Origin of the sequence: Chitinophaga sp., from assembly GCF_035564935.1 — a bacterium.
Taxonomy (GTDB): Bacteria; Bacteroidota; Bacteroidia; order Chitinophagales; family Chitinophagaceae; genus Chitinophaga.
On record NZ_DATMTE010000557.1, the window covers coordinates 1 to 12,229 of the forward strand.

General features: G+C 48.3%; 9 protein-coding genes. 6 read left to right on the forward strand and 3 right to left on the reverse strand.

Annotated features, from left to right (window positions below):
- Positions 1-313: 313 nt before the first annotated feature.
- Positions 314-2,107 (forward strand): acyl-CoA dehydrogenase family protein, encoded by a 1,794-nt coding sequence (locus VN105_RS14445; protein WP_325642064.1) that lies wholly within the window; start codon positions 314-316, stop codon positions 2,105-2,107.
- Between the two features lie 127 nt (positions 2,108-2,234).
- Positions 2,235-3,983 (forward strand): N-acetylmuramoyl-L-alanine amidase, encoded by a 1,749-nt coding sequence (locus tag VN105_RS14450; RefSeq protein WP_325642066.1) that lies wholly within the window; start codon positions 2,235-2,237, stop codon positions 3,981-3,983.
- A gap of 12 nt (positions 3,984-3,995) precedes the next feature.
- Here VN105_RS14450 and VN105_RS14455 read toward each other — a convergent pair whose 3' ends face one another.
- Positions 3,996-6,203 carry a transferrin receptor-like dimerization domain-containing protein gene (locus VN105_RS14455; protein WP_325642068.1) on the reverse strand — a complete coding sequence of 736 codons (2,208 nt, stop codon included), beginning with the start codon at positions 6,201-6,203 and terminating at the stop codon, positions 3,996-3,998.
- 233 nt (positions 6,204-6,436) lie between these two features.
- Here VN105_RS14455 and VN105_RS14460 point away from each other — a divergent pair, with 233 nt between their 5' ends.
- Positions 6,437-6,781, forward strand: a complete 345-nt coding sequence (locus VN105_RS14460; RefSeq protein ID WP_325642070.1) for a carboxymuconolactone decarboxylase family protein — start codon at positions 6,437-6,439, stop codon at positions 6,779-6,781.
- Between the two features lie 67 nt (positions 6,782-6,848).
- Complete coding sequence (locus VN105_RS14465; RefSeq protein ID WP_325642072.1) at positions 6,849-7,889, forward strand: 2-oxoacid:ferredoxin oxidoreductase subunit beta; 1,041 nt, start codon at positions 6,849-6,851, stop codon at positions 7,887-7,889.
- Between the two features lie 65 nt (positions 7,890-7,954).
- On the opposite strand, the gene VN105_RS14470 is transcribed toward VN105_RS14465, so the two are convergent.
- Both VN105_RS14470 and VN105_RS14475 read right to left on the reverse strand, forming a co-directional pair.
- Positions 7,955-8,593, reverse strand: coding sequence for a LysE family translocator (locus tag VN105_RS14470; RefSeq protein ID WP_325642074.1), 639 nt, complete (start codon positions 8,591-8,593; stop codon positions 7,955-7,957).
- A gap of 29 nt (positions 8,594-8,622) precedes the next feature.
- Positions 8,623-10,161, reverse strand: coding sequence for a GH3 family domain-containing protein (locus tag VN105_RS14475; protein ID WP_325642076.1), 1,539 nt, complete (start codon positions 10,159-10,161; stop codon positions 8,623-8,625).
- Between the two features lie 179 nt (positions 10,162-10,340).
- On the opposite strand from VN105_RS14475, the gene VN105_RS14480 reads away from it, so the two are divergent.
- Together VN105_RS14480 and thiL are read left to right on the forward strand one after the other, a co-directional pair.
- Entirely contained in the window at positions 10,341-11,111 is a 771-nt protein-coding gene (locus VN105_RS14480; RefSeq protein ID WP_325642078.1) for an inositol monophosphatase family protein, read from the forward strand.
- A gap of 11 nt (positions 11,112-11,122) precedes the next feature.
- On the forward strand, positions 11,123-12,157 hold the full coding sequence (gene thiL, locus VN105_RS14485) for a thiamine-phosphate kinase (RefSeq protein WP_325642080.1): 1,035 nt from the start codon (positions 11,123-11,125) through the stop codon (positions 12,155-12,157).
- The last annotated feature ends 72 nt before the right edge of the window (positions 12,158-12,229 follow it).

Genomic DNA, 12,229 nt, shown 5'->3' on the forward strand with positions numbered 1-12,229 from the left:
CGGGTGCGATCCGGCTTAACCCGGGAGCGTCCATACAGTAAGCTGTGAAATTCCAAGGTGAAGCTATCCAACCTGCTACAGTTTTACATCCGCCGGGTCAGAAAACCCCGTTATTGATTTACCACCTGCACCTTCCCCTAAATCTATTTATTTTTTGTTAAAAATCCCTTCCCTTTAACGGGAATGGCGCTTTTGGTTTACATTCAGTAAGTTAAAATGTAAGGTATCAGGGAAATCAGTGTAGCCCTCCCGGTGACCGGTTTTGCTTAATGCTTTTTTCAGTAAATTACAGAACTACCAAAAATACAGCAACATGGACGCAACAGTTGAAAATAAGACTGCGCTCAAAGGCGCCGAATTCCTGGTTAAGGAGAGTGCTCCCGAAGAAGTGTTTACTCCCGAAGATTTTTCGGAAGAGCAGCTGATGATTAAAGACATGGCAGATCAGTTTATCAGTAAAGAGATAACACCGATCGTGGAGCGGATAGATAAGCTGGAAGAAGGACTGATGCCCTCGCTGCTGGAAAAAGCGGGCGAACAGGGCTTACTGGGCGCTTCTTTCCCGGAAGAATACGGTGGTTTGGGTAAAGATTTTGTAACGGCTACTATTATCAACGAAGGACTGGGTGCTGGGCACTCTTTCTCCGTTGCCATGGCCGCCCATACCGGTATAGGTTCCTTACCTATTCTTTATTTTGGTACCGCAGAACAGAAACAGAAATATATTCCCAAGCTGGCTACCGGCGAGATGAAAGGCGCCTATGCCCTTACAGAGCCCGATTCCGGCTCCGATGCACTGGGTGCTAAAACCACCGCCAAATTAACCGAAGACGGCAAGCACTATATCCTGAACGGGCAAAAAAGCTGGATCACCAACTCCGGATTCGCCGATGTGTTTACCGTGTTTGCGAAAATTGACGGCGATAAATTCACTGCCTTTATCGTAGATAAAGGAACACCCGGCTTTACACTCGGCGCAGAAGAACATAAAATGGGGATCAAAGGATCTTCTACCCGGCAAATCTATTTCCAGGATGCCAAAGTGCCTGCTGAAAATGTACTGGGCGTAATTGGTAAAGGCCACCTCATTGCTTTCAACATCCTGAATATAGGCCGTCTGAAACTTTGCGCTGCCGCATTGGGCGCCGCCAAAAAATGTATCAACACCTCCGTGCAATACGCCAATACCCGCACCCAGTTTAAACAACCCATCGCCAACTTCGGCGCTATCAAACATAAACTGGCGGAAATGGCTATCCGTACCTGGACTTCAGAATCAGCGCTTTTCCGCACCGCACAACTGATCGATGAAAAAGAAAAAGAACTGCTGGCAGAAGGTAAGCCTTTCAATGAAGCTTTACTGGGCGCAGCAGAAGAATATGCGGTAGAATGCGCCATCCTGAAAGTAAACGGCTCCGAAGTGCTGGATTATGTAGTGGATGAAGGCGTACAGATTCACGGTGGTAACGGTTTCAGTGATGAATACATCATCTCAAAAGCCTACCGCGATTCCCGCATTAACCGCATCTTTGAAGGCACCAATGAAATAAACCGGTTGCTCACCCTCGACATGACGCTGAAACGCGCCATGAAAGGAAAACTGGACCTGATGACGCCCGCCATGAATGTAATGAAGGAACTGATGAGCATTCCCGACTTCGGCAATGATGATGAAAGTGCCTTCAGTAAAGAAAGGAAGATGATCGTTAACTTCAAGAAAGCTATCCTCATGGCCGCAGGCGCTGCTGCACAGAAGCTGATGGTGAAACTGGAAAACGAACAGGAAATCCTGATGGATATTGCCGATATGGCCATTGAAACCTTTGTGGCGGAAAGTGCGTTGCTTCGTCTCATTAAGCTCACTAACAGCAAAGGAGAAAGCGCCGCTTCCCTGCAGGCCGATATTGTACGCACCTTCATTTACGACGCGGCCGACCGTATCAATAAATCCGGTAAGGATGCCATCAACGCGTTTGCGGAAGGCGATGAACAACGTATGATGCTGCTGGGCCTCAAACGCTTTACCAAAGCAGAACCATTTAATGCAAAAGACGCCCGCAGAAGAATTGCGGACAAACTGATTGCAGACAATAAATACAGCTGGTAACCACCGGCGCAAAGCAACTGATAAATGCAGCGGGATATTTTATTTCGCTGCATTTATCTAAAAGCTTTTTTCCTATTCCCCTCACCTGCTTATCTTTACCATCTTTCAAAGATATTGATGACAGGGTATGACGCTATTAGCTAAGTTGTTTTCTACGTTTCTTGTTGCCATTTGTATCCCCTTTTTTGCAAGCAGCCAGGCAACGCTGCGTATCAGTCAGCCTTCAAGGGAGCAGAATAATGTAAACACTTCCCGGCAATTTATTGCAGGCCGTACCTGTGTTGGCTGCACAGTAAGGATCAATAACGACACCGTACACGTATACAATACCGGCACCTTTGCTGTGAAATATGAACTGACTACCGGCAGAAATACCTACTCCGTTACTGCCACCACCCCTAACGGGGAAACATATACGAAAAATATCACCTATTACTACAACCAGCCACCCGCCCCTTCAGCTACCAGTATTTTCCGGATAGATCATATAGAAATATCGCCGTCAGGAAACCTCCAGCTTTCCGAAGGCGATACACTGCGGATAAAGATGAAAGGCTATCCCGGCCAAAGCGCCAGCTGGTTCAATGAGGTACCCCTGAAAGAAATGCCCCTTTCACAAACAGGCGGCGTACCCGGCTTTTACAGTGGCATGTATGTAATACAGCCACGTGATTCACTTCTGAATGGAAAAATTATGGTACGGCTCCGCAAACAAAGCGGTGAAACAGCTATCCTGGGCAGCCCTTACCGCTACAGCGTGATGCACAATGAAATACCCTTCACCGGACGCACCATCGATAACATGACCTACCTCACTGCCAGTGCGCATGGCGACCGGCTGGGGCCTGATAAGATCGGCTACCTCGATAAAGATGTGCTTTTACATATTGTAGGCAGGCAGGGCGACTATTACAAAGTAAAGTTATCGTCGCACACCACGGCCTTTATTCCTGAACCGCTGGTAGACACCGAGATACCACAGGAAGAGCTTCCCGTAAGCATTGCAGACGACGCCAAAATATGGGGAGATGAAAAATATGATTATGTATCTGTAGCGCTATCGGATAAGCTTCCTTATACTTCCACGCAGCTGGTTTCTTCCAAAAAGATCATCATCGATATCCACGGCGCTTATGCGGAAAAAGGACTCAACACCCCGCTCCGGAACACCAAAGAAATTACATCGGTAGCATGGGGGCAGCCATCGCCAGATGTATGCCGCATGGTGATTTCCCTGCAACATGCACCATGGGGCTACCAGGTGTACTACGATAATAACCGTATCACGGTAAAGGTTAAACGCGTACCGCAAAACCTGTCGTTAAAAAACCTGGTAATAGGGCTGGATCCCGGCCATGGCGGCAGCAACCCCGGCGCTACAGGCCTCACCGGCGCCGTTGAAAAAAACATGACCCTGGTGCTTTCCCTGCAACTGAAAGCATTACTCGAAAAAGAAGGGGCTACCGTGATCATGTCGCGCACAACGGAGAAGTTTGTCGCCAACGAAGACCGGCTTTCTTTCTTCCGCAGAACTGATCCTGACCTGCTGCTAAGCATTCACCTCAATGCTTCCGGCAACCCTGTAGATGTATATGGCACGGCCACTTACTATAAGCAACCGTTCTGCGAACCGCTCAATGCCGCTATCCACGAGCGCTTGCTGCAAACCGGCCTTTATGATTTCGGGAATAATTCTGACTTCAATTTTATTCTTAACAACCCTACCGAGTTCCCGGATGCGCTGGTGGAAACCCTTTTCCTCAGCAACCCCGGCGACGAGGAGAAAGTACTGGATCCCGCTTTCCAACGGGAACTGGTCACCGCTATCGTGGAAGGCGTGAAAGACTACCTCAGGGAAGCAGGCAGGCAGCGCTAACAGGCGCGCCTGTTAGCGGATACTCGCTAAATAGGTTGCTAAGCGGTTAATAGCCGCCGCTACTACGCCGATCTGCTCCTGCGCTTCCTTCCAGCGGCGCTGTTCAATGGCTTCCCTTACACCGGGAATGGTTTTAACGCCGTAACCGGTATAAAAGCCGGGAGCATACAGGGTGTGCTTATACCAGTTGCGTCCAGGCAAACCTGCATCATTGAGCAGCTGTTGCTCTCCCTGGTAAAGGGCTTTGTTGGCAGCAGCGGGAAGGTTTTTCCTGGTGGCCAATGAAGCAGTAACGGTGTCCAAACCTATGAGGGCATTCTGCAAGGGGGAAAAATCCAGGTATGGCACTTCTGATTTGGGAAGCGGCGGCAACAGGTGTTTGGCGGTATCTGTGGCCAGCTGGTATTTGTGATCGCGGATCAACTGGTTCTCTATGGTGGTCGATTCCCGCAGGCTGGTGGTGAGTTCCGTTAGCTCGTTCACATACCCGTTCACCGTTTCGTACAGTTTGCGGTAATCGAAGGGCAGGGTAACGGTGTTGGCTAAACGCAAAACGGTGTGGCCTGCAGTTTGAGAAAGCGCCACGCCATAGTTAAAGCCGGGATCTTTGAACCGGGTGTAATCGTTGTAAGAATCGTAGATGGAGTGATATTCACCGCCCGCATCTTCTCCCCCAAAACCAAAATCAAGAGAAGGCACTCCCAGGTGCTGAAGAAAAGACGAATAGTCGGAACCCGAGCCCATGGCGCCAATGGCAATGCCTTGTTTGCCCAGCTTTTCCTTTTTCAGTTTTGGCGTAGCGGCTTTCAGCACGTCTGCTGCCTGCCGGCGAGCCAGGATGCTCACCTGGGTTTGCGGGTCTGTAATATCGCGGGCCACTTCGTTCACCAGTGTTTCCAGCGCATGGGAGCCGCTGGCATTCAGGAAGCCGCGCCCATTGTTATCGGAGTTGATGTATACAACTGCCTTTTCTTTCAGCTCTTTGGCATGGTCTTCCACCCATTCCGTGGAGCCCAGCAATCCGGGTTCTTCCCCATCCCAGGCGCAGTAAACCAGCGTGCGCTTTGGCTGATATCCCTGTTTGTGCAATGCGCCGATGGCTTTGGCTTCTTCCAGGAGAGCGGCCAACCCGCTGATGGGATCCGCGGCACCGTTTACCCAGGCATCGTGGTGATTACCACGGATAATCCACTGGTCGGGTTGTTCACTACCTTTCAGTTTGGCGACTACGTTATAGCAGGGACGTATTTGCCAGTCGAACGACAGTTTTAGATGTACCCTGGCTTTGCCTCCGCCAATATGATAGGTAAATGGCAGTGCGCCTTTCCAATCGTCCGGCGCTACAGGCCCTTCAAGGGATTTGAGCAACGGGGCGGCATCGTGGTAGCTGACAGGCAGCACAGGTATTTTCAGCAGGTTGGGCGCCTGCAGGCGATCGAGCCGCTGTGCATTGGCGGTGGCGCCTGTATTGGGTGTAAGCGGGTCGCCGGGATAGATCACGATATCCATCACGGAGCCACGTTGCACACCATATTCATTTTTAAAGGCGCCTTCCGGGTATACGTCGCCTGCGTAGTAGCCATCGTCTTTCGGATCAGAGTAGATAATGCAGCCGGCGGCGCCATGTTCCTGCGCTACTTTTGGCTTGCTTCCGCGCCAGGAACGGCCGTATTTGGCAATTACTATTTTACCTTTTACGTTAATGCCGGCGCGGTCCAGGTATTCATAGTCTTCAGGGAGGCCGTAATTCACGTATACCAGTTCCCCTTCCACGTCGCCATCGGCGCTCCAGGCGTTATAAGTAGGCAGCTGGCCTTCCTGGCCGGAGGTGGCGTCTTCCTTCAGGGCAGGTTCTTTCAGCAGCGCTTTATAGGTAGTGGGACCTTTCAGCTCTACCACGCGTTCCTTTGGAGTAGGGAAAAGCACCTGGTAAGTCACTATTTCCGCATCCCATCCGTAGCTTTTAAAACGTTGCAGGATGTCTTCTGCTACCGCTTTACCCCTGGCAGAGCCAATGTGGTGAGGTTGGGAAGATAATGCTTTGATGGTTTCGCCTATATGGTTGCTGCTTAACTGTTTATCGAAGCGGTTTTCCAGTTCCAGCTGGCGGGAGGCTGCGCTGGCATCGTACCCGGTGAGCTTTTTTTCCTGTGCCTGTATTGTAATGCCTGTGCACATTGCCAGTGCCAGCAGCAGGGAGAAGTTGGTTGTTGTGTTCATTCAGATTGCAGATCTTGTTGAAAAAGAGGGTTTATCTACTCAATATACAAAAGTCTATTATAGCAATAGACTGATTTGAGCGCCGCTTTAGTAGTAATAACTTTTGGTTATGATCCATAAATATAGGTTATAGGGCAAGAAGTCTACTTAACCAGTAGATTAATCTATATTTGTAAATCCTTTCATAGCTTTATTGGGTGAAACGATAAACTAACATCATAAACAGCAGTTATATGGCCAATGCGATCCAGGAGTTTAACGACTACCGTGCCAGGATGAACGAGGTAATACTGGGCAAACAGAATAAAGTGATTAACAGGCTTTTCAACCTGGATACCAATACTTATGCAGAAGGGGCGCTGAGCACCAAAACTAAGGAAATGCTGGGCCTGGTAGCTTCTATGGTGTTGCGTTGCGACGATTGTATCAAATATCATCTTGAAAAATCGTATGAACAGGGTGTTACCACAGAAGAAATGTATGAAATATTTGCGGTGGCCAACATTGTGGGTGGCACTATTGTGATTCCGCATACCCGCCGGGCGGCAGAATTCTGGGAAGAATTACAGGCACAGTGAGCTGATAATTACAGCTATCTATCGTAACTTTACGGACTCTATAATATTTTTATTTTAACTCATACTAATGTCAACAGCAACTATAGCCCCGCAGGCGCCACTTACGTCAAAAGACTTTGTAACGGACCAGGAAGTACGTTGGTGCCCTGGCTGCGGCGACTACTCTATACTTAAGCAGGTACAAACTATTATGCCTTCGCTGGGAGTGCCCCGCGAAAATATTGTGATCGTTTCCGGTATCGGTTGTTCTTCACGCTTCCCTTACTATATGAACACTTACGGGATGCACTCTATCCACGGCCGCGCCACGGCCATTGCTTCCGGTTTGAAAGCAGCGCGCCCTGAGCTGAGCGTGTGGATCGTAACAGGCGACGGGGATGGCTTATCCATTGGCGGTAACCATACCATTCACCTGCTGCGCCGTAACTTTGATGTGAACATCATGTTGTTCAACAACCAGATCTACGGTTTAACGAAAGGACAGTACTCTCCTACTTCAGAAGAAAATAAGGTGACCAAATCCACTCCAATGGGCAGTATCGACCATCCTTTTAACCCAATGGCCCTGGCCCTGGGTGCGGATGCCACTTTCATTGCCCGTAGTATGGACCGTGATCCCAAGCACCTGCAGGAAATGCTGAAACGCAGCCATGCACACAAAGGCGCTTCCTTCCTGGAAATATACCAGAACTGTAACATCTTCAATGACGGCGCTTTTGAAGCCTTCACAGAAAAAAGCAGCAAAGCCGACGAAACCATCTTTATAGAACATGGCAAACCGCTGGTGTTTGGCGCCGCCAAAAACAAAGGCATCCGCCTCGATGGCTTAAAGCCGGTAGTAGTGGAACTGGGTAACGGGTATTCAGAAAGCGACCTGTGGATCCATGATGAAAATGATTTCTACAAAGCGCAACTGCTCACCCGTATGTTTGACGATGTGCGTATTGAAGGGCATTTACCCCGTCCGTTCGGTATCTTCTACGAGGCTTTCCGCCCTACCTATGAAGATATCATGGGCTACCAGTTAACAGAAGCCCTGGCTAAAAAAGGCCCCGGCGACCTGGATAAATTACTGGCAGGTAACGAAACCTGGACCATCAAAGGATAATAAACACCTCCAATAAAAAAAAAGCCTTCCGTGATATACGGAAGGCTTTTTCTTTTACGAATATTCTAGTGGCCCATTGCGCCAACATCAAATAATACTTTATACAGCAATACCACCCCGAAAATGATCATACTTGCGCCTGCAATGCGGTTCAGCCATTCTACATTGGTAAGCGTTAGTTTATGACGGATCTTATCAGATACGAACACTTTCAGGATATCTGCCGATAACACCAGGCTTAAGCAAACCGTGTACATTATGATCCGGTGCCCGGCTGTGGTAGCACTGTTGGCTACGCAAACCCCCAACCAGAAAATGATCACGCCCGGATTCAGTGTATTCATCAAAAAACCGGCAAGCCAGATTTTAAGATAGTCGTGCGTTCGGAACATTTCCGGTTTTTCATCTCCCGTACTGATCTTTACTTTTTTAAACAACAGCCCGTAAACGCCCATCCCTATCAGTAAAAAGCCGCCCACAATGCCGATAGATCTTTTGTATTCTTCCAGGCCGCTGATAAAAGAAGTGGCCAGGTTACCTGTCAACACAAACATGATGTCGCTGAAAGACACGCCCAGTGCGAAACTGATCCCTGCCTTAAAGCCGTTATTGATGCTGTATTTAATAATCGCGAATATTACCGGGCCTACCGATAAAGAAAGAAATAATCCAAGCCCCAGTCCCGCTACAATTGATGCTATCATGCGTATAATTTCCGTGTCACAGGTGCAACTTAACTCTTAACGGTTTTTCCGGCAAGAAATTTCTCCCAGTCTTTCAGTTTTTCACCTTTCATTACACGGGGGAACTTATTCATGGCGCCTTCCTTGCCTTTGCAACGGAGGTAATCTATAAACGCATCGTTGGGTAATATCTCCACAAATACTTCCTTCAGGGCTGCAGAGCGTTCCACGGCATAATCATCGTTTACCTCTGCAAGGGTTTGATCAATGATTTCGCGTACTTTTTCCGCATCCACACCCGGTGTATCCGTACCTACATACCAGCGGTGCGCAAACAGGTTCTGATAAGGGAAGCCTGCTACGGTAAACTCACGGACGGTAATCCCCATTTTCTTCTGAACGTTATCGATGGCTTTGTTCATGTTATCGATACTCATATGCTCCCCGCAAAGGCTGAGGAACTGCTTGGTACGACCAACAATCACAATTTCATGTTCCTTTACGGAAGTAAATTTCACCACATCGCCGATCAGGTAACGCCATGCCCCTGCGCAGGTAGACAGCATCACGGCATATTCCACATCCTCCACCACCTCATGGATCATGTAAGATTTAGGATTGGGCCTTACTTCCCCTTCTGCATCGAAGTTTTCTTCATTAAAAGGAATGAACTCATAGAAGATCCCGGCATTCAGCACCAGCTTAATGCCCCTGGTACCAGGCCGTGCCTGGAAGCCAAAAGATCCTTCCGAAGCCATATAGGTTTCAATGAACGCAATGGGCTTTCCGAGCAGCTTCTGGAAGCTGTCGCGGTAAGGCTCAAAAGATACGCCCCCATGAATATATACCGCCAGGTTGGGCCATATTTCATGGATATTTTTAACCCCGTGGTATTTGATGATTTCTTCCAGTACGATCTGTACCCAGGCTGGTACGCCACAAACAGTACCCACATCCCAGTCTTTTGCCTTGCGTACAATTAGCTTAATACGCTGCTCCCAGTTCGGTTTGCGGGAAATTTTGCCACCAGGCTTATAAAAACGGCGGAACCATTTTGGGATATTTTTGGCCTGGATGCCGCTCATATCTCCTTCGTAGTAATCGCCTTTCTCAAATAATGAAGTAGTGCCGCCCAGCATGAGGATGCCTTTTTCAAAGGAGCGTGGCGGGATATTAAAATTGGCCATTGAATACAGCTGCTTCACACCTACTTTCTTCACTGTTCTCAGCATGGCCTTGGTAACGGGTATGTGCTTGCTGGCTGATTCTGAAGTACCTGAACTCAGTGCAAAATACTTGATCTTTTCCGGCCAGCTTACGTTTGCTTCGCCTTCCAGGCAGCGGTACCACCATTCTGCGTGCATTTTGGTGTAGTTATGCACGGGTACTTTATCGCGGTAATGCGCTATAAAATTAGCGCTGTCCAATACTTCCTGAAATTGGTAGTGGCGACCAAACTCTGTATCCTTGGCCTTCTCCAGCAAACGATGCAGCACCTGCAGCTGGTATTGGCGAGGTGTTCCTAACTTAAATGTGAACTTCTTCCTGATGCGTAGTGACCTGGAAATAAGATTACCTATGATGGCCATTAACTTTCCCTCTCTTTAATTGAACTACAAAAATAAGTGGAATCTTGAATATAAGTTGACAGATAATTCGGAATTACAGATTATGTAGTAACATTAAGTCATCTATACATATAAAATATCCAAAATGTGTAGGTTATAATTCGCAATTCATAATTCGTAATTCGTATTACCTTTGCGGCATGTTAAAAACAACTTTACTCAAAGCTACTGAAGCCAGCGGAAAAATACTGCAACAATATTTCAACGGTCCTTTCGAGGTGAGCAGTAAAAGTACAGTCAATGACCTGGTAACAGAAGTGGATAAAAAATCTGAAACCGCTATCATCAATATTATCAGGGAAACTTATCCAGATCATTTTATCCTGAGTGAGGAAGTAGGTGAAATAAAAACAGATTCTTCCGTGAAATGGATCATTGATCCCATAGATGGAACTGTTAATTACGCCAATGGCATTCCCATTTGTTGTGTATCCATAGGTGTGGAAAAAGACGGGGAAATGGTGCTGGGAGCGGTTTACAACCCTTTTATGAATGAACTGTTTGTAGCAGAGAAAGGACAGGGAGCCACCCTGAACGGCAAGCCGATCCATGTGTCCACCAAAGCAGAGGTGTCAAAATCCTGCCTGGTAACAGGTTTTCCCTACCAGTGGCAGGACATGCCCAATAATCCATTGGTGGTTTTTGAGCGCGTAATTAAAGAAGGCATTCCCGTTCGCCGGCTGGGTTCAGCAGCCATAGACCTATGCTGGGTGGCCTGCGGCCGCTTCGATGGTTTTTATGAGCACCATCTCCAGGCATGGGATTCTGCCGCCGGCTACCTCATCGTGGAAGAAGCGGGAGGAAAAGTAACCGATTTTTCAGGCAACCGTTTCTCCCCTTACCAGAAGCAGATACTGGCTACCAACGGCCATATCCATAGTGCATTATTAGATCTTGTTAACGGTAAATAAGTATTGGGAAGATGGAACAGGAAAGAACAGAAATACAGGACCTGGGAGAATTTGGATTAATCGACTATCTCACCAGGAACATAGAAATACAAAACGCCAGCACTGTATTGGGTGTAGGCGATGATGCCGCAGTAATTGACCACTTCGGCAAACAAACTGTGATCAGCACGGATATGCTGGTAGAAGGCATCCACTTCGACCTGATGTATACCCCGCTGAAACACCTGGGCTATAAATCGGTGGTAGTAAACCTGTCGGATATCTACGCCATGAATGCCACGCCCACACAGATCACCGTGAGCATTGCCTTCTCTAACCGCTTCTCCCTGGAAGCGCTGAACGAATTTTATGAAGGCGTGTACGCCGCCTGTGAAAAGTATGGGGTAGACCTGATCGGCGGCGATACCAGTAATTCACAGAAAGGGTTCATCATTAGTGTTACAGCCATAGGTGAAGTAACGCCCGACCAGTTCGTAAAACGATCCACTGCTGAAAAGGGCGACCTGCTCTGCGTTACCGGCGACCTGGGCGCCGCCTACCTGGGACTTACCCTCCTGGAAAGGGAAAAGAAGATCTACCTGGAAAGCCCGGACGTAAAGCCCGACCTGGAAAACCAGACCTATATTATTGGCCGGCAGCTGAAGCCTGAAGCCCGTAAGGATATTATTGAGTTCCTGCAACAGGAAGACATTAAGCCTTCGGCTATGATGGATGTAAGCGATGGCCTCAGCTCCGAAATACTGCATATCGCCAAGCAAAGTAACCTGGGTGTGGTGCTGTATGAAGAAAAGATCCCCATTGCCCAGGAAAGCAGGGAACTTGCCATGAAATTTGGCCTGGATCCTACTGCCTGCGCACTGAGCGGCGGAGAAGACTACGAACTGCTGTTCACCATGAAACAGGCCGACTACGATAAAATTGTACTTAATGAACAGATCAGTGCCATCGGCTACATGACCGATATTACCGAAGGGGCCCACATCCTCACCAAAGGAGGCAACAAGTTCAAACTGGTGGCGCAGGGCTGGAATGCCTTTCAGCAATAATGCAGCGGAGGGGATCGCCTTCGGCGATTGTCTTGGAACACTGATTACGCTGATTTTAATGATTTCCTTGAT